Origin of the sequence: Bacillus sp. H1a (genome assembly GCF_000633475.1) — a bacterium.
GTDB classification, from domain to species: Bacteria; Bacillota; Bacilli; order Bacillales; family Bacillaceae_G; genus Bacillus_A; species Bacillus_A paramycoides.
Map to the genome: position 1 here is coordinate 19052 of NZ_AYMH01000054.1, position 16602 is coordinate 35653.

The 16602-nt window shown below is 34.9% G+C and carries 18 protein-coding genes; 12 read left to right on the forward strand and 6 right to left on the reverse strand.

The window, feature by feature from the left end; all coding sequences use genetic code 11:
* Nucleotides 1–13: 13 nt before the first annotated feature.
* Complete coding sequence (locus U860_RS0123680; protein ID WP_025150450.1) at nucleotides 14–979, reverse strand: quinone oxidoreductase; 966 nt, start codon at nucleotides 977–979, stop codon at nucleotides 14–16.
* 123 nt (nucleotides 980–1102) lie between these two features.
* On the opposite strand from U860_RS0123680, the gene U860_RS0123685 reads away from it, so the two are divergent.
* Complete coding sequence (locus U860_RS0123685) at nucleotides 1103–1996, forward strand: LysR family transcriptional regulator (RefSeq protein ID WP_025150451.1); 894 nt, start codon at nucleotides 1103–1105, stop codon at nucleotides 1994–1996.
* Between the two features lie 86 nt (nucleotides 1997–2082).
* Here the strand turns inward: U860_RS0123685 and U860_RS0123690 are convergent, their stop codons facing one another.
* Entirely contained in the window at nucleotides 2083–2616 is a 534-nt protein-coding gene (locus U860_RS0123690; RefSeq protein ID WP_025150452.1) for a GNAT family protein, read from the reverse strand.
* 577 nt (nucleotides 2617–3193) lie between these two features.
* Between U860_RS0123690 and U860_RS0123695 the strand changes: the two genes are divergently transcribed.
* Complete coding sequence (locus U860_RS0123695; protein ID WP_025150453.1) at nucleotides 3194–3946, forward strand: type II CAAX endopeptidase family protein; 753 nt, start codon at nucleotides 3194–3196, stop codon at nucleotides 3944–3946.
* A gap of 232 nt (nucleotides 3947–4178) precedes the next feature.
* Here U860_RS0123695 and U860_RS0123700 read toward each other — a convergent pair whose 3' ends face one another.
* Nucleotides 4179–4667 (reverse strand): DinB family protein, encoded by a 489-nt coding sequence (locus U860_RS0123700; RefSeq protein ID WP_025150454.1) that lies wholly within the window; start codon nucleotides 4665–4667, stop codon nucleotides 4179–4181.
* A gap of 175 nt (nucleotides 4668–4842) precedes the next feature.
* Here U860_RS0123700 and U860_RS0123705 point away from each other — a divergent pair, with 175 nt between their 5' ends.
* Nucleotides 4843–5298: a DinB family protein gene (locus U860_RS0123705; RefSeq protein ID WP_025150455.1), complete on the forward strand. Its 456-nt coding sequence runs from the start codon at nucleotides 4843–4845 to the stop codon at nucleotides 5296–5298.
* A 101-nt stretch (nucleotides 5299–5399) separates the two neighbouring features.
* Here the strand turns inward: U860_RS0123705 and U860_RS0123710 are convergent, their stop codons facing one another.
* Nucleotides 5400–6164 (reverse strand): DUF817 domain-containing protein, encoded by a 765-nt coding sequence (locus tag U860_RS0123710; RefSeq protein WP_025150456.1) that lies wholly within the window; start codon nucleotides 6162–6164, stop codon nucleotides 5400–5402.
* Between the two features lie 276 nt (nucleotides 6165–6440).
* Here U860_RS0123710 and U860_RS0123715 point away from each other — a divergent pair, with 276 nt between their 5' ends.
* The 7 genes from U860_RS0123715 to U860_RS0123745 all read left to right on the forward strand — a co-directional run bounded on the left by U860_RS0123715 (nucleotide 6441) and on the right by U860_RS0123745 (nucleotide 12323).
* Nucleotides 6441–7475 carry an iron ABC transporter permease gene (locus U860_RS0123715; RefSeq protein WP_025150457.1) on the forward strand — a complete coding sequence of 345 codons (1035 nt, stop codon included), beginning with the start codon at nucleotides 6441–6443 and terminating at the stop codon, nucleotides 7473–7475.
* Nucleotides 7476–8492 carry an iron ABC transporter permease gene (locus U860_RS0123720; RefSeq protein ID WP_025150458.1) on the forward strand — a complete coding sequence of 339 codons (1017 nt, stop codon included), beginning with the start codon at nucleotides 7476–7478 and terminating at the stop codon, nucleotides 8490–8492. It begins immediately after the preceding gene.
* Between the two features lie 21 nt (nucleotides 8493–8513).
* Nucleotides 8514–9422, forward strand: coding sequence for an iron-hydroxamate ABC transporter substrate-binding protein (locus tag U860_RS0123725; protein ID WP_025150459.1), 909 nt, complete (start codon nucleotides 8514–8516; stop codon nucleotides 9420–9422).
* 200 nt (nucleotides 9423–9622) lie between these two features.
* A complete protein-coding gene (locus U860_RS0123730; protein WP_025150460.1) occupies nucleotides 9623–9892 on the forward strand; it encodes a 2TM domain-containing protein in 270 nt (89 codons plus the stop codon).
* Between the two features lie 655 nt (nucleotides 9893–10547).
* Nucleotides 10548–10880: a hypothetical protein gene (locus tag U860_RS0123735; RefSeq protein ID WP_025150461.1), complete on the forward strand. Its 333-nt coding sequence runs from the start codon at nucleotides 10548–10550 to the stop codon at nucleotides 10878–10880.
* A gap of 565 nt (nucleotides 10881–11445) precedes the next feature.
* Nucleotides 11446–11997 carry a GNAT family protein gene (locus U860_RS0123740; RefSeq protein WP_025150462.1) on the forward strand — a complete coding sequence of 184 codons (552 nt, stop codon included), beginning with the start codon at nucleotides 11446–11448 and terminating at the stop codon, nucleotides 11995–11997.
* A gap of 98 nt (nucleotides 11998–12095) precedes the next feature.
* Nucleotides 12096–12323: a hypothetical protein gene (locus U860_RS0123745; protein WP_002172778.1), complete on the forward strand. Its 228-nt coding sequence runs from the start codon at nucleotides 12096–12098 to the stop codon at nucleotides 12321–12323.
* An 88-nt stretch (nucleotides 12324–12411) separates the two neighbouring features.
* Here the strand turns inward: U860_RS0123745 and U860_RS0123750 are convergent, their stop codons facing one another.
* Nucleotides 12412–13737 carry an ArsB/NhaD family transporter gene (locus U860_RS0123750; protein WP_025150463.1) on the reverse strand — a complete coding sequence of 442 codons (1326 nt, stop codon included), beginning with the start codon at nucleotides 13735–13737 and terminating at the stop codon, nucleotides 12412–12414.
* Nucleotides 13738–13988: 251 nt separating this feature from the next.
* On the opposite strand from U860_RS0123750, the gene U860_RS0123755 reads away from it, so the two are divergent.
* A complete protein-coding gene (locus U860_RS0123755) occupies nucleotides 13989–14339 on the forward strand; it encodes a YojF family protein (protein ID WP_025150464.1) in 351 nt (116 codons plus the stop codon).
* A gap of 16 nt (nucleotides 14340–14355) precedes the next feature.
* Nucleotides 14356–15018, forward strand: a complete 663-nt coding sequence (bshB2, locus tag U860_RS0123760; RefSeq protein ID WP_025150465.1) for a bacillithiol biosynthesis deacetylase BshB2 — start codon at nucleotides 14356–14358, stop codon at nucleotides 15016–15018.
* A gap of 291 nt (nucleotides 15019–15309) precedes the next feature.
* On the opposite strand, the gene U860_RS0123765 is transcribed toward bshB2, so the two are convergent.
* Nucleotides 15310–16542, reverse strand: coding sequence for a MerR family transcriptional regulator (locus U860_RS0123765; RefSeq protein ID WP_025150466.1), 1233 nt, complete (start codon nucleotides 16540–16542; stop codon nucleotides 15310–15312).
* Nucleotides 16543–16602: the final 60 nt, after the last annotated feature.

Consider the following 16602-nt stretch of genomic DNA (forward strand, 5'->3'; position numbering starts at 1 on the left):
TTAATTGGAACGATTATGGAATTAATAAAATCTTTCCAGTGCTTTTACGGCTTTCTAATAATTCATGAGCACGGGCACCGTCTTGTAAAGAGAACGTAGTAGGACTCGCAATGTTTAGTTTCCCGTTCGTAATCCATTCGAATAATTGAGAGGAACGTTCTTTTCGCTCCTCGTAAGATGTAAGTACATTCCAAAGGTCTCCACCAGTTAAAGTTTTTGAAGTATCCATAAGCATACGTGGATCAACTAGCGCAGGATTACCTCCAGCCATTCCGTAAAATACGACAGTACCACCAGTTTTAGTAGCCTTAAAGCTGTCTTCTAATGTAGAACCTACTGATTCATACACAACATTTACCCCGGCACTATTAGTCACTTCAAGTACATTCGTATGCCATGCCTCTGTATATAAAAATACGTGATCGGCACCAGCTAACGTTGCTATCTTTGCTTTTTCTTTTGATGACGTTAGACCGATCACTTTTCCGCCTTGTAGTTTAATCATTTGAACGAGAAGTTGACCAACACCACCAGCTGCAGCTTGTACTAAAGCTGTATCACCTTGTTTTATTTGATAGCTATCTTTCGTTAAATAATGTGCAGTTAATCCTTGTAATAGTACAGAAGCGGCTGTTTCAAAAGAAATAGAATCTGGAAGTGGAATTGCTTTTTCTGAAGGAACGGCAACTAATTCTGCATTTGCAAATGGGACATCAGCAAATGCAATGCGGTCTCCAGGATTGATTGTAGTAACGTCGGCTCCTACTTTTTCAACAATACCAGCCCCTTCATAACCTAATATATAAGGCGGGTTGCCAGCGAGATGATAATCGCCACGGCGTCTATAAATATCAGCGAAATTTAAGCCAATTGCTTTCGTACGAACAAGGATTTCATTTGGATTTATGATTGGATCAGGTATTTCTTTATATTGTAGTACATTAGCGTCTCCGAATGTTTCGAAACAAAGTGCTTTCATATGGAATACCTCCATTTATATTGTTTGTATATATTTTTTATCATACAATACAAATATCAATAGACAAAGAGGATTATTTCGATGGAATCAATCGGGAATTTCGATTGAAAAGAGGGATGATAAATGGAGATAAAACAATTAATTACATTTAAAGTAGCTGCAGAAAGCTTGAATTTTACCCAAACTGCGAAGAAATTAAACTTTGCCCAATCGAGCGTAACAGCACAAATTAAAACGTTAGAGGCTGAGCTCGGTACGCCATTGTTTGAGAGATTAGGAAAACGTCTTTTCTTAACTGAAGCGGGGAGGAAGTTTCAATTATATGCGGATAAGATGATTGCGCTCAGTAACGAAGCGAAAATGGCTGTGAAAGATGATGAGGAAATAGCAGGTACGTTAATAATTGGTGCGCAAGAAAGTCAATGTACATACAGGCTTCCTTCCATATTAAAAAGGTTTAAAGCACAATTCCCTCAAATAAAGCTTATATTTAAACCTGCTCATTCCAATAAAGATGCGAAGGAACAACTGATGGAGGGGAAAGTAGATCTTGTATTTATTTTGGACGAATGTAAAACAGAAGATGTTTTACATGTGGAGCCACTTATGAAAGAAGAATTAAAAGTAGTAGCTGCTCCGGGGCATCGTTTACTTGAACAACCTTCCGTTTCTACAAAAGATTTAGAGAGTGAAACACTTTTATTAACAGAACTAGGTTGCTCGTATCGAACTTTATTTGAAGATCTATTTCGTGCTGAAGATGTATACCCAGCAAATAAGATTGAGTTTGTTAGTGTCGAGGCAATTAAACAATGTGTCATTGCAGATTTAGGCATAGCTGTTTTACCAGCGATAGTAGTAGAAAAAGACATACGAGAAGGAACGATAAAAGAGTTACATTTAGAAAATACAATCACTCCGATTTATACACAAATTGCTTGGCATAAAGATAAATGGATGACAGCTCCGTTACAGCAATTTATTGAGGTAACGAGGGAGTCTTTTACAAAGAAGTAAGTGGAGAAATATTTGTTTTATATGAAAGAAGAATAGCATTTTTGTATAGAGAGAACCGATACTTGGGTGAAACAAGTATCGGTTCTTTATAGCATATTTTTATAATCACTTTTGAGTATTGCCATAATAATTTCATCCGAGTACGTATCGTTATAAAATAAGGATTGACGTAAGGTTCCTTCTTTTACAAACCCAACCTTTTCATAAGCCTTAATTCCGCGTGAATTATGACTAAATACTTCTAACTGTAAACGGTTTAATGTGAGTTGTTCAAAAACAAACCTTAAAACTATTTTAATAGCTTCAGTTCCGTAGCCTTTCCCTGTTAATGGAATAGAAGCCATTGATATTCTGAATCCTGCTCCTTTGTTCCCCTCATCGATATTTAAAATTGATAACTCTCCAAGCATTTCGTCAGTGCCTTTTAAACAAATAGCGAAATCATAGCGACTTGAATCATTATTTATATTATCTATATGTGTTTTAATTTGCTCCAATGAAAAAGTAGGTTTGGTTCCAGTCATATATCGTATTACTTCATCCGTTGTACTTTCTAATATAATGGGTGCATCTAGCTCACAAAGAGGCCTTAAATAAATTCTTTCACTCTCTAAATTCATTATAATTTTTCTCCTTAAGGTTAGTGATAGAGTATATAAATATTTTTGATCTACATTGAAGAAGAGTTTTATTTTGTGTGTTGTTTGAAAAGTATGTGTCTTACTTTGATGTTACATGAATTTTATAATGGTATGGTATACCTAAAACAAATAATAAAAGTTTTATACACAACAAAATGTATCAACAAGTTTTTTTGATAATACTATTATTATTGCTTTTCATTCCGCTTTTAAATGAACACGAATTTTTTATAGATATTTTTAGTGGAAAATAAGCATTTCCCACTAATTTGCACCGTAGTTAAACAAGAATTAAATAACGTTATTGTCACTTTAAAAGAGCATGTTTTGATTGGTTCTCAAAACATGCTCTTTTTTTGTTCGTTTATCCCGTATTAACGGATAGTGAGACTCCAACTTCGAACCTTGACTGAAGCAAAGTAGGTAGGTAGGAGTGGGCCTATCCATAAAAGTCTGATAGAGTATGGAGGTTCCTTTAATGTTTTGGAATAATTTAGCATAAGTGATTTTCATATCTCTAAATTTATGCTCTAATTAAAATAAAGGAGGCAAGTAAATGGGGAATGAGATTAAACGATATGTAATATGCACTTTTATATTTACATGGATACTATGGGGGCTATTAATTAGCTTAATAAAATTAAACATTACGACATTTGGTACACCGTTAGCGATGATATTATTTATTTTCGGGGGGATCATGCCGGCAATCATTGCAATTAGTTTAAAGAAAAAATATGGATCAAAAGAAGAGTTCAGAGTGTTTATTAAAAATATTGTTAATCCTAGGCATCACTTTGTATGGTATGTTCTAATCGTTGTTCTAGCTTTTATTAGCTGTTATCTTCCAACGATATTTGGTGGAGCAACGATGCAAAAATCATTATACGTGGTATTACTTAGATTTCCAATAATGATCATTGGTGGCGGTCTTGAAGAAATTGGATGGAGAGGGTTCTTACAACCTGCCCTTCAGAAAAGGTTTTCGGCATTTTTTAGTACGGTTATTGTGAGCGTTATATGGGCTATTTGGCACTGGCCGTTATGGTTTATTCCAGGTACGAATCAAACTCAAAGGGATTTTATAGCCTTTATAATTACGACAATTGCCGTATCTTTCTTACTAACTACAATTTTTAATGCAACTAAAAGTATTTTTATGTGTCTAATTTTTCATGCGCTTCTTAATTCTTTTTGGACTGTGTACGTGCCAAATGATAAAGTTTTACCAGCATTTTCAACTTTTATTTTCGGAATTTTCGTTTTTATTGTGTATAAAGTGGTAATAAAAAGAAAAAACTCTTATTGATTAGGTAACTGAAATAATAAAAGGAAACATATTAATATATTTTTTAATGGATATGAAACTAAGCAATAAGAACACGACACAAACATAATTAAAATATAATAAAAGTCTTCAAGTTTGTGCCGCAAGAAAATTTGCAAAACTATAAACAACATCAAAAAGAATGAAGGGCCTTTCCATTTACATAAACAATGTTAACGACAGTTATAGTGGTTCATTTGTTAGAACAATTGAATTAACTAAGGTCTGTGTCAGGTGGAGTGTATCCAAGGTGACGAGCCATTGATACGATCTGTCCTTTATGATGAAATTCATGAGTCTCTGTATGAGTTAATAGCCATAGCGGAGTTGTACTCCAAGGTCCTTTTTGCCATTTTACTTCATTTGCTATATTTTCGAGCCAACGGTCATTGTATTCATCTAAAAAGCGTTGTACAGTCTCATCTACTAACTTAAATCTAGCGCGAACCTTTTCGACATTTGCATGTTCAATTTCATAATCGCTAGCAAATGAAAAATCTGCTCGTTTTTGCTTAAATGCGAATGATCCGAGCCAGTATCGATAGCAATCAGCTACATGAATATGAGTTTTTATAATGCTACCGTTTCCGAAATTCGGAACTGTGCTGTGCAATTTTTCTAATGGGATTTCTTCTAAAAACGTAAATAGAGTTTCTCTTGTAGAACTAATAAGATTATATTGTTGTTTTAAAACATCTAGCATGCAATTACACTCCTCTTTTGTTTACTGAAATGTTTGTACGGTAAGTAATTCTATATTTACGAGGGTTGTACCTTTTTATCGTATTGCCGGAGTGCGCTAAGCATATTAGGTGTATTTCTTAATTGTTTCTGGTAGATTTATAAATAAATTGTATATAAAAAAGGGGAACGATAGAGTGAATAGAATAGTTGGTTTGAAACAATTTGAAATTACACGTGGAGCATTAATTAAATTTATGGAAACGTTAGATGATAAAACTGCGGATACGCAGCCAGATGGCTTTAATAACACAATCCGTTGGCATATCGGTCACGTGTTAAGTGCAGCAGAAACTTTCATGTTTGGAAGAGAGTTTAAACACTTACCAACTGAATATCCAGGTATGTTTGGATATGGATCAAGACCATCTAAATGGGAAACAGAAGGGCCATCATTAGAAGTGTTAACGTCTCAATTAAAAGAACAAGCAGAGCGTATTAATGCAATTCCAGAAGAAGCATTTGAAAATAAACTTCCAGAGCCATTTTTAGGGTTGGAAACAGTAGGAGAGCTTTACGGTATGATGCTTTATCATGAGGCGGATCATATTGGTCAAATGAAAGCGATGGAACGTATTATTAAAGCTCTATAGATTTGAAAAAGCAAAAAAACGAAATCCGTCTAGGATTTCGTTTTTTTATTGAGCAAGCAAAGAAAGTTAGTTGTTTATAATATGTATTTATATAATAAGCATTATCCCCTTGACTGCTTCAAATGTTTGAGTTGTGTAACAATCATAATACTAATGACAACGAGTAAAAACCATGAGCTAATTTTACTAAGGTGAACGAGGTTCCATGCTTCCCGTTGATTTGGATATTGCCACGCCCCGAAAAATGTTGCGATGTTTTCTGCAATCCAAATAAAGAATCCAATTAGGAAAAAGGAGAGTACGAGCGGCATTTTATATGTAACTCCTTGTAACGAAAATTCTACAAATGTCCGAAAGAATACAATGAATAAAAGTAAGGTTAATACCCATCTAAAGTCATATAGAAAATGATGTGTGAAAAAATTGAAGTAAATCATAGCTCCTAACGGTATTGCAAAAATAGCCCTCGGCCAATTATACATTTGTAAATGCAATCTTCTCCACGCTTGGCATATGTAACTTGCGACACTCGCATACATAAAACCACTGTAAAGCGGAACACCTAAAACTTTTGAATACGCCTCTTCAGGATAACTCCATGATCCAAAGTGCACTTTATATATTTCTAGTAAAAGTCCAATCAAATGAAAAACAGTAATTACTTTCAGCTCATCTTTCGTTTCAAGTCCGGTTTTATACATTATATATTGCATAAGAAGACATACAATGAGTATGAAATCATAGCGATATAACCCTGGAATGGAAACGAGTTTTGATACAGCGAGTGTTAAAAAAATAACGACAGGGAACAAACAGGATAATGCTTGTTCGTAAGTAAAGTGTAGTAGTTGTTTTACATAAAACATTTTTTCACCTTCGATATACGTATTTGGAAAATTAAAATAATAACTTAGTATACTATAAATTTGAAAATATAACACCGCGCTATTTTGCATGTATTTGTAAGTTCTAGAAGGGAATTGTAATAAGTATTTTAATATTTTAACAAAGTAAAAAAATAGTTTGCTATTTAAAAAAAGTGGGGATATAATATCTAAATGAAAATGATAATTATTATCAATAATGATTATAAATAAAAAATTATTATAAAAAACAACTGAATATAAAGGATGAAATGAAACATGTTACATAAGTCTACTGTACATGCTGGCAATAATCGCTGGATACATATTAAGTTCGTATGTTTTATGAGCTTAACAATTTTATGTTTAATTGGGTCTATATTTTTAGCCATTGCATTCGGTGCAAAGGATATTCATTTACAAACGGTGTGGGCAGCGGTTTTTGATTACAATCCAAAATTAACGCAGCATCAAATTATTTATGAATTAAGGCTCCCGAGGGTAATTGGCGCGGCAGTTGTAGGAGCTGCTTTTGCAGTCGCTGGGGCTGTTATGCAAGGGGTAACACGAAACCCTTTAGCTGATGCAGGTGTACTAGGAATAAATGCAGGTGCGATGTTTGTAGTAGCACTTAGTTTTGCTTTTTTCCCGCATATGCCGTATTCCTATTTAATGATTGTCTCCTTTATTGGAGCTGTTTTAAGTACAGTACTCATTTTTATTATCGGATCGGCAACATCAGGCGGGTTAACACCGATGAGGCTAACGATTGCAGGAGCAGTTATGGCAGCGCTTTTACATTCGTTAAGTTCAGGTATAGCAATTTATTATGATCTAAGCCAAGATTTAGCGTTTTGGTACGCTGGTGGAGTTGCAGGGGTAAAGTGGGATCAATTGAAATTTTTAGTTCCTATTATTCTTATAACGATTGTTTTTGCGACAGTGCTAGGGCGGTCTATTTCACTTATATCAATGGGGGATGATGTTGCTACGAATTTAGGTGTGAAAACGAACCGAACGAGAATACTTGGGATGATTATAGTAGTCATTCTTGCAGGTGTATCTGTTTCAGCTGTTGGTTCCATTGGGTTTGTAGGACTTGTCATTCCGCACATCGCTAGAAAATTAGTAGGTGTTAATTATCGGCTTATTATTCCTATGTCAGCATTATTAGGTGCTATGTTATTAGTTTTAGCTGATTTAGGGGCAAGAACAGTAAATCCTCCTAAAGAACTTGCGATAGGAATTATGGTAGCTCTTGTTGGGGTTCCGTTCTTCCTCTATATAGCACGTAAAGTTGGGAGGGAGCTATAAGTGAAAGATCTTTTTAACACGGATAAAAAGAGGGCTATTACTGTAACTACAATTTTCGGATGTATAAGTATCGCTGTAATTTTGATTAGCTTAAATACGGGGACGCTGAGTATTGCACCGCTCAAAGTGATTCAAACGCTTTTTGGTTATGGTGATTTTGAGAGTGCAACAGTGCTATATGATTATCGTATGCCAAGAATTATAATCACAATGTTAGCAGGTATCGGCCTTGGCGTGTCTGGTGCGATTTTGCAAGGATTATCTCGTAATGCACTCGCAGATTCAGGTATTCTCGGATTACATTCGGGTGCATCTTTCGGGCTTATTGTCTTCGTTACTCTCTTTCATTCTATTAATGAGAGTGCATCGATTTTAATACCGTTATTTACATTTGGCGGGGGAGTGTTAGCTGCATTTCTTATTATTTTACTTGCGAGTGACCGTTCAAAAGGTTTACTTCCTATTAGACTTATTCTCGTTGGTATTGCAGTTTCAGCTGGCTTTAGTGCAATTTCGTTATTTTTCTCTCTCAAGTTAAATGATGAGACGTATACGTTCGCTTCTAGATGGCTAGTTGGTAATGTGTGGGGAAGAGATTGGATTCATGTCCTTGCATTATTGCCGTGGATTTTTATATTAACCCCGTATGCATGGCTAAAATCTAAAACGTTAAATGCACTGTCACTAGGTGATAGTGTAGCAGCAGGACTTGGTGTTTCTGTTCAAAAAGAACGTTTATTACTTTTAGCTACAGCAGTTGGATTATCTTGCGCGAGTGTATCGATGGCAGGAGGGATTGGTTTTATCGGCTTAGTTGCTCCGCATATTGCAAGAAAGTTAGTAGGTACTACATATCAACACTTTCTTCCGCTAGCGGGTATTATCGGAATGATTATTTTAGTACTCGCAGATACGATAGGGCGCTCCTTATTTGAGCCAAATTCTATTCCAGCTGGTGTAGTAGTAGCGGCTTTAGGAGCACCGTATTTTCTTTATTTACTTACAAAAACAAAATAAACACTTCAAAGAGGAGAACATATGAAAAAGAAACTTACTATTTTATTTAGCATTATGTGTATTGTAGTATTATCAGCATGTGGTCAAACGAAATCTAGTGAAGAGGCAACTAAAAAAACTGAAAAAAGTAATGATCCAAAAATTGCTTCTATGTCTATTCATTTAACGAATGATTTACTTGCATTAGGAATTACACCAGTAGGTTCTGTTATTGGTGGAGATTTAAAAGATTTCTTACCACACGCGAAAGAGCAGTTGAAAGATACGAAGAAACTCGGTGTTGTAACAGATCCAAATATGGAAGCATTGCTTCAATTAAAGCCATCTGAAATTTATGTTGATGAAAAATATGCTGGCAAAGATTTAGCGAAATACGAAAAGATTGCAAAAACACATGCTTTCAATTTAGATGAAGGTACGTGGAGAGATCATTTAAAAGAAGTTGGTAAGCTTGTAAACCGTGAGAAAGAAGCAGATAAATATATTCAAGACTATGAAGAGCAATCAAAACGAGTAAAAAGTTTAATAGATAAAGAGTTAGGTAATAACGAAAAAGTAATGGCAATTCGCGTTACTGCAAAAGAATTGCGTGTATTTAGTACGAAAAGACCGATGGGACCAATTTTATTCCAAGACTTAGGATTACAACCCGCAAATGGTGTAGAGAAAATTGATGGAAACCGTCCTTTCGAAGTCATTTCACAAGAAGTATTACCTGACTTTGACGCAGATGCGATTTTCGTTGTCGTAAATAGAGACGATAAAGCAAAAGCAGCATTTAAACAACTACAAGAAACACCAATTTGGAAAGACTTAAAAGCTGTTAAAGGTAAGCACGTATACATTATTAATGACCAACCATGGCTTGACTATTCGGCTTTAGGAAACAAAATGGCAATGGATGAAGCAGAGAAAATGTTTACGAAGTAATATCGTCTTGTTGTTAGGAAGGCCCTCTAAATTTGGAGGGTCTTTTTATCGTTGTTATTGTTAGAATAAACAAAAAATACACAATGAAGTCGATCTTTTTTATTTTGTGAATTTTTGAGAATAAGAGATTTTCGATTAGAATATGATATTAAAATCGAAGCGAGTGTAAAAAATTACAATTATGAAAGAGGTGTTTAAAGATGGAGCAAGATGAGATTTATTTACGAGCTAAAAAAAGGGTGGAGAATTTAAAAGCATTTTACGTTCATTTAACGCTCTATATACTAGTTAATCTGATGCTTTTTTTAATAAATGTAATCTCTGATTCAAGTAAATTATGGTTTTTATATCCACTTGGAGGTTGGGGAATAGGTATTGTTATACACGGTTTGACAACTCTTCCATTAGGGATATTCGGAAAAGAATGGGAAGAACGAAAGATTAAAGAATATATGGAGAAAGATAAGTAAATCTTTTTCTTTCATATCTTTCTTGCATGGGGCGTTTCCTCCAAAAAGATTTTTTAATGTAAATAATATTATATTCTTGTTTCAAGCACGTAAAAAGGTCGCTTCCGTTTGCAGACCTTTTATGAATAAAAGTACATGATGTATTATATCTATTTGTAATATGTTTTCGTTTCATGGTATGTATTGTAAGGTCGCAATATCAAAAAATCATATGAAAACTGTACTGTATTCTAGTCAAAATAAGAACCCTCCTACAATTAGGAGGGTTCTTATCTTTCATATAAGTGAATCCGATTTTATGATTTTGAAAATGACTGTCGTATGTTATACCCCTAAAACGCAGACTGATCAGAGCATGCTCTGACTTCATTGTTATACTAGTGTCTATGATTGAACTCAATATGATAGTAATAGGTAGATTTCACCTAACGTATAATCTTCTGCTTTTTTTCCTCGGCGCTTGCAACTGATATTTGACTACATAACAAACCAAGTGATAATGTAGCGCCAACTAATGCTTTGTTTAATTTTATAAAACTTTCCTACTTTCTGAATGTTTATATAACGCGCATTTATGATATGATGATTTCTGATGGAAGTAAAGGGTTATTTTCCTAATTGTTTAAAAAATAGGAAATAAAAGGAGACGGGCGTAATGAAGCGGAAGGTGCTATTTGCGATAATAGTCGTTGTTTTAATTGGATTTATCATTTACTATAATCGTACAATTGAATCAAAAATACAGGGATTTCCTGTACCTGCTCGTGCGGAATATGTACATCAGGAAGAGCATAAGGATTATGAATACAACGGAACATGTTTTTCAAACGGATTACCCATTGATTATCAGCTAGGAATTTGGTTAGCTGGATGGAAAACACAGAGAGCAGAAGGCGCAATGATTCAATATAAAAAGAACGATAGAGTTGTTGTTTTAATACAAGGTGGGAATGCCATTTACATTTACGAAGAAGGTAGTAAAAAATAGGCTAGATTTTGAATGTACTTAAATAAGAGATGTTTAATATCTCCTCCCATATATTCATTAATACAAATTGCTAAGCTAATAATTAAAAACCAAAAAGTGAAATATCTTAATAATAAGCTGAACTTCATAATAATTTATCTCCTTAACAAAATTTAGCAGATTAATCCTAAAACAGCTTTATCCTAAAACAACATATTTATGTTATAAAGATAGAATAACAGCTTACAAGACTGGAATACCTTCTGATGTTTTAGATCAAAATAAAGTTTCTTATAGGGATTCTACCGCATCGCTATCAAACTAACAAAAGAAAATCCCCCATGCCTCTCAAGATAATATTTTGAAGTATCCCCAAAACGAAAATTTTATTATTTTACGGTTATTTATGAGGATTCATCTCACTTTTTCGTTTTGAGGAACAACCAATTTCTTAAGTTGATGGGCATGGGGATGTGCCAATGTCAGCGCTTATTGTAAGTATCCTGTTCATACAACAGTTCAAGGGGCAAGGGGATAAATAGGCTAGAATAATTATCCCCGCTATTTAAAAAAGGGAGAGTTTCAAATGACAATTAATCTTTTTCAGGATAAAACTATTAAATTATCAGCTATTAGAGGAACTGATGCTGAAGTAATGGCTGTGTGGCAAGAGGATAGTGAGTATTTAAGAAATGTAGATACAGACTTAGCATTCCCGCAATCTTTACATGAAATATCAAATGATGAGCTATTAAAGGGGCGGAGATCGAATAGTATTTCTTTCATGTTAAGAACGGTTCAAGATGATCGTCTAATTGGTTTTGTTGCAATTCATGGTATAGAGTGGAATAACAGAACAGGTTTATTAGCAATTGGAATAGGAGATGCAAATGATAGGGGAAAAGGATATGGAAGAGAAGCAATACATCTTATTTTAAGGTATGCTTTCTATGAAATGAATTTACACCGGATCGGCCTCGACGTTATTTCTTATAATAAAGCAGCCATTGCACTGTATAAACAGATGGGTTTTCAGATGGAAGGGTGTATGAGAGAAGCAGTTCAGCGAGATGGAAAGTGCTTTGATCGTATGATTATGGGGATATTGCGGGATGAATGGATAGAGCTGCAAGATTAAAAATACATTCCATATTATATATGTAGTATGCAGGAGATATAACAATAATTGGCGAATTTTTACAGTGTACTGATTGAACTTATAAGGAGTTATGCAAAATGAACTTAGAAAAAGCAAAACCAGTAAATGAAGAGGTCGCTGAATTAAAAGAACTAATTAAAGAATTGCACGGAAGTGTACACCAACTTCAAAGTGAAGTGCAGCAACTAAGGCACGAAAGACCAGTTGTTGAAGTGAGAAAAGGTGTTCAATTATCGCCAGCAATTATCGGACAAATTGGTGGGATTATTTTAGGTGGATTAGCAATTATAGGTATATTTTGGTGATGGAAAAAGGTATGCGGCGTAGTGCTGCATACCTTTTTGTATTGTTTGAAAGTTTTCGTCATTTGTTGGTAAGTAAATAGCATGTCCTTTACATTAAGTAACGTAAATATATGTAAGCATGTGATAATAATAATGCGATGATTGTTAGTGGTAAGCCGATTTTTAAGAAGTCCATATAAGAAAATCCATGTCCTTCACGTTTTGCAATACCAGCAACGACTACGTTTGCTGATGCTCCAATTAACGTTCCGTTTCCTCCTAAGCAAGCTCCAAGAGATAACGCCCACCATAGTACTTCGATTTGCGGAGAATCGACAGATAGTCCGAGTCCTGTAGCTAAATCTTGAATAAGAGGGATCATCGTTGCGACAAATGGGATATTGTCAATTGTCGCAGATGCGATGCCAGATACCCATAAGATAAGTATAGCAGCGAAACCGATATCACCATTTGTTACGTCGATTACTTCTTTTGCAAGTGAAGAAATGAGTCCGATATCAATTAACCCGCCAACGAGAACGAATAGTCCAGCGAAGAAGAAAATTGTCACCCATTCAACGTGAGCAAATATATCTTCTATTTCATGTTCTTTCGCACCGATTAACATAAGAAGTGTAGCACCTGTCATCGCAATAACTGCAGCGTCTACATGAATAATAGAATGAAGTACAAAGCCTAAAATGGTTAGTCCTAAAATCGTAATGGATTTTAAAAGGAGGCTTTGATCCTTAATGTAATCCTTTTCATTTAATGCCATTAGTTTTTCGATTTGCTCAGATGTTGTTTTTAGTTTGTTACGATACATGAAGTAAATAATTCCTAATGTAACGATAGAAATAATAAGTACGATTGGAGCTAAGTTTAATAAAAAGGCATTAAAGTCTAAATGCTTATTAGCCGATCCAATCATAATGTTCGGTGGATCACCGATTAGTGTTGCTGTGCCGCCTATATTTGAAAATAGTACTTCTGAAATCAAATAAGGCACAGGATTTACTTTTAAAATACGTGTAATGGATAGTGTAACAGGCACGATTAATAATACGGTCGTTACGTTGTCCAAAAATGCAGAACCGACTGCGGTTAATAGGGATAGTAATAATAAAATGCGGATCGGTTTTCCGCCAGCTGCTTTTGCTGCTTTAATGGCTACAAATTCAAATACGCCTGATTGACTCGTAATATGTACGAGAATCATCATCCCGATTAAAAGAGTGATTGTTTCCCATTGAATATGTGATGTGAAAGCAGTATGTAAATCTACGATTCCAAAAATAATCATAATAGCAGCACCGAATAGTGCGATTACAGCACGATTCAATTTCTCGGAAATAATAAAACCGTATGTGACTAAAAATACGGCAATTGCAAAATAATATTGCCAATTTGCTACTTCATGTACTGAGTGTTCCAAGCATGTCACCTTCTTTAAATTATGTATTCAATTGTCGAAATGTATCCCTCTACATAAAATATATTGTAGCAAATTCAAAAAAGAAAGAAAACTGTTTAACAAAGTGAAAGAAAAAATGATGATTTTACATATCATATAAAAAATATAAAAAACACAGTGCAAATTATTAGGAAAAGTGAGCGTTGTCCTCTAATATAGAGATAGCAATTTACATTATTTTTGCGTAAAATGGTTTAAAGAGGTGAATTCCGATGGAAATAGTAAAAGATAGTTCTCTTATTCAAAATGAAATTGAACGTTTTGTAAATAAAGATGTATATATTCATTTAGAAACGACGAACGGAGCGTATGCATCACACATAAATGAAAAGATGATGACAGTTGGTGCTTTCATTCGAAATGCAATTATCCGCTTTGAACGCGGGAAGATAACTGGAACAAACCCATACCGAGTGGGTCTGAAAATGGATCACGGATGGGTATATGCTGAAGGTATTACGCATTGGGAAGTAGATGACCAAAAGCGTTTATTACTAGCTGGACATGATAATTTAGGTCGCCTAGCAGTTGCGCTTGAATTAAGCTTAACGCCATTTAAATAAGAAGGAGGGGAAAAGAATGGAGAGACATGTACTTGTTGTATTTCCGCATCCAGATGATGAAGCATTTGCTGCGGGAGGAACAATTCGCTTATTAACAGATCAAGGAGTACCTGTAACGTATGCATGTGGTACTCTTGGACAAATGGGACGTAACATGGGTAAGAATGTATTCGCTAACCGTGAAACGATTCCAAATATCCGTGAAAAAGAATTAAAAGATGCATGTGAAGCGATGGGGATTCAAGATTTAAGAATGCTCGGTTTCCATGATAAAACGTTAGAGTTTGAAGATGTTGATTTCGTTGCAGACAAAATTGAAGCAATCATTCAAGAAGTAAATCCATCTCGAATTATTACATTTTATCCTGAGCATGGCGTACACCCAGATCATGATGCATTTGGCCGTGCTGTAGTTCGCGCTGTATCACGTATGCCAAAAGAAGAGCGTCCAGTCATTCATGCAGTTGCAATTACAAAAAATCGTGAAGCTGTACTAGGTGAACCGGATGTTGTAAATAATATTAGTGAAGTATTTGAACATAAGTTAGCTGCACTAGGCGCGCACCGTTCACAAACAGAAGCAATGCTTGAAGACACGCATGCAAAAATAAAAAATAAAGATGCAGCAACATTAAAATGGCTGCAACTTGAACAATTTTGGACTTATAAATGGGAGTAGGCTAGAAGGATACCTTTTAGTAGCTCTTACATAGAAAAAGCGCCGTCACTTGTGATGGCGCTTTTTCTTGTTGAAGTGTGGTGTGTTATGTTTGTTGATTAGTCAATCCATAATCTTTAAGGTACGAATGTATGTATATCCCTGTATCTGGTGAATTATCATGATTGGCTCAAGAAGTTCAAAGCTGCTTATGCCTGTGCTACCATTTTTCAGATTAACCATGATTTTAGCTACAAGGGTGCTGTCTCATCCGTGAAATAGCCTACTTTTCGGACAACCTCTTTTTGTATGCTATTTTTTCGTACTAGCCAAATACATTAGCATGTGGAATTTTTCGTCTATTACATGATAATCAAAATAAGGTCCTGGATCTGTACAGTAACCGATATTTTCACTTTGCATGATTTGGAATTCGTGGCCTGATAAATTTTCTTCTAAGTATTTTGGATATAAAATATGCTCGTGGGAATTTGGATATAAGGCTGAAATATTTTTCAAGGATTTGGCCGAGCTATCATAATACGAGTATCCGCCGACAATTGTTGAGCTGCTATGTAAATAGTTTTTTAGAACGTGAATTGGGAACTTCGGATTGAGCAGTGAAAAATCAGTTACTGAAAAACTATCCACAAAAACATCGATGCTAAGCGGTTTTAATGGCAGATTTAAATCAGAATTCAAAATATAAAGGACACGTGGTTTCGGATTCATACGCTCAATTCTGTTTCTAACCTTCTTGAGCATCGCAAGAGAATAGCCACTGAATACATAGGACGCGCTCGTTTCAAGAACATCGATATATTTGGGTAGTGACACAAAAGCGTCAACGTTTGTTTCCACGATTAATTTGTTTTTCAAATCTATATTTTGTAGAACTTTTTGAAACTGAAAATTAATTTTTTCAAATAAGTTAATCATTTTGGGATTGATCTCTTTAATCGTTTCTTTATCGTAAAAATAAGATGGATAAGGGGACGTCTCGTACAAGTTTGCGGTAATGATAATACCATCCTCGATAGCTGCCTCATATTCACAGGAACAAGTTAAACTCCCCGTGTGAATGTAAACTTTTTTAATCGTTACATCTTTCATTTCAAGTGGAATGTGGCACTTCGGACAATAGAGCAGATCTACAAAGGAAAGTGGGATCCCTGTAAGATTCTCTTCTTCAGATGAAGGCGAGCTAGTTTGAACCGCTTTTTCAATTAATTGGATGGCTTTTGATATGTCTTCTTTTTTCTTGGCCAGCTCGTTCTTTTTATCAATGAGCAAGTTGTTGTAGTAGTCGATATCCTCATGATCCGAGAAGTTTGTGACACGCCGATACGATAAAATTCGTTGGATTTCTAGCAATGAAAAATGAAATTTTTTTAGCTCAGTAATAAAAGTCATGTCGTCGAAGCACAATTGGTTCATTTGATACTGAGTGTTTTTTTTGTCTGGTATTAATAATCCAAGTTCAATGTAATAACGAACGGTATCAGTCGTAACATGAAAAAGCTTTGCAAATGTACCAATCTTCATAGATGTCCCCCCGATGAAAAAAAGTGGAGTTACTCCATTTTTTTCGCAAAATGAATTCAA

Coding starts and splice junctions, on each gene's coding strand:
- U860_RS0123680 (WP_025150450.1), bottom strand. CDS start 979: ATGAAAGCACTTTGTTTCGAAACATTCGGAGACGCTAATGTACTACAA.
- U860_RS0123685 (WP_025150451.1), top strand. CDS start 1,103: ATGGAGATAAAACAATTAATTACATTTAAAGTAGCTGCAGAAAGCTTG.
- U860_RS0123690 (WP_025150452.1), bottom strand. CDS start 2,616: ATGAATTTAGAGAGTGAAAGAATTTATTTAAGGCCTCTTTGTGAGCTA.
- U860_RS0123695 (WP_025150453.1), top strand. CDS start 3,194: ATGGGGAATGAGATTAAACGATATGTAATATGCACTTTTATATTTACA.
- U860_RS0123700 (WP_025150454.1), bottom strand. CDS start 4,667: ATGCTAGATGTTTTAAAACAACAATATAATCTTATTAGTTCTACAAGA.
- U860_RS0123710 (WP_025150456.1), bottom strand. CDS start 6,164: ATGTTTTATGTAAAACAACTACTACACTTTACTTACGAACAAGCATTA.
- U860_RS0123715 (WP_025150457.1), top strand. CDS start 6,441: ATGTTACATAAGTCTACTGTACATGCTGGCAATAATCGCTGGATACAT.
- U860_RS0123725 (WP_025150459.1), top strand. CDS start 8,514: ATGAAAAAGAAACTTACTATTTTATTTAGCATTATGTGTATTGTAGTA.
- U860_RS0123730 (WP_025150460.1), top strand. CDS start 9,623: ATGGAGCAAGATGAGATTTATTTACGAGCTAAAAAAAGGGTGGAGAAT.
- U860_RS0123735 (WP_025150461.1), top strand. CDS start 10,548: ATGAAGCGGAAGGTGCTATTTGCGATAATAGTCGTTGTTTTAATTGGA.
- U860_RS0123740 (WP_025150462.1), top strand. CDS start 11,446: ATGACAATTAATCTTTTTCAGGATAAAACTATTAAATTATCAGCTATT.
- U860_RS0123745 (WP_002172778.1), top strand. CDS start 12,096: ATGAACTTAGAAAAAGCAAAACCAGTAAATGAAGAGGTCGCTGAATTA.
- U860_RS0123755 (WP_025150464.1), top strand. CDS start 13,989: ATGGAAATAGTAAAAGATAGTTCTCTTATTCAAAATGAAATTGAACGT.
- bshB2 (WP_025150465.1), top strand. CDS start 14,356: ATGGAGAGACATGTACTTGTTGTATTTCCGCATCCAGATGATGAAGCA.
- U860_RS0123765 (WP_025150466.1), bottom strand. CDS start 16,542: ATGAAGATTGGTACATTTGCAAAGCTTTTTCATGTTACGACTGATACC.